This window comes from Vibrio sp. YT-19(2023) (genome assembly GCF_033337395.1).
Window position 1 is genome coordinate 1 of record NZ_JAWOQN010000587.1, and the last position, 662, is coordinate 662.

A 662-nucleotide genomic window follows, 5' to 3' on the forward strand; every position below is an offset into this window, starting at 1 on the left:
TGTGTAAAGGCTTTCGCCCCCCGTCCGAGTCACACAACACTAATCAGTTATTCCTTTTCCGCTTGTCCCCGTCTAGCAGCTACAACAGGGCGGTTTTATCGTGCTTTCGCAAGTTCTGATTAGTGCCTTTACCTGCCACCTTTGGAACTTCCCTTGGTCGGTGGCTGATGCGCATCGCTCTGTCCAAAACATCTTGAGTCCAAACAGAGTGCAGGAATACTTGAAGTGCTTAAATGATATGGGCTATCATGAAAGGACTTACACAGGCCGTCAAACCAGTAAGTATTCCCAAAAAACCGACCTTGCTGGGTCGGTTTTTTCACATCTGGAGAAAGAGACTAATGCTAAAAGCATTTGATCTCAATATCGATCATCTTCGAAAGAGCAATTATTTGAACTAAAAAAAAGCCCTAGCTAATAGCTAGGGCTTTTTTTAGATTCGTTTTTAAGCAAGGCAAACATTAGCCGCTTGTAGGCCTTTCTGGCCTCTCTCAACATTAAATGTAACCTGTTGACCTTCAATCAAAGTTTTAAATCCATCAGATACAATGGCATTAAAGTGAACAAAAACATCGTCACCACCATCACTTTGAGAAAGAAAACCAAAACCTTTCGATTCGTTGAACCATTTAACTGAACCAGTTGCTTTATTTGAGTTAGAC

General features: G+C 41.7%; 1 protein-coding gene. It reads right to left on the reverse strand.

What is annotated here, in order from left to right; translation table 11 throughout:
• Positions 1-445 precede the first annotated feature (445 nt).
• A partial coding sequence (locus R7E78_RS27305; RefSeq protein ID WP_318058775.1) for a cold-shock protein occupies positions 446-662 on the reverse strand: 217 nt, incomplete at its 5' end.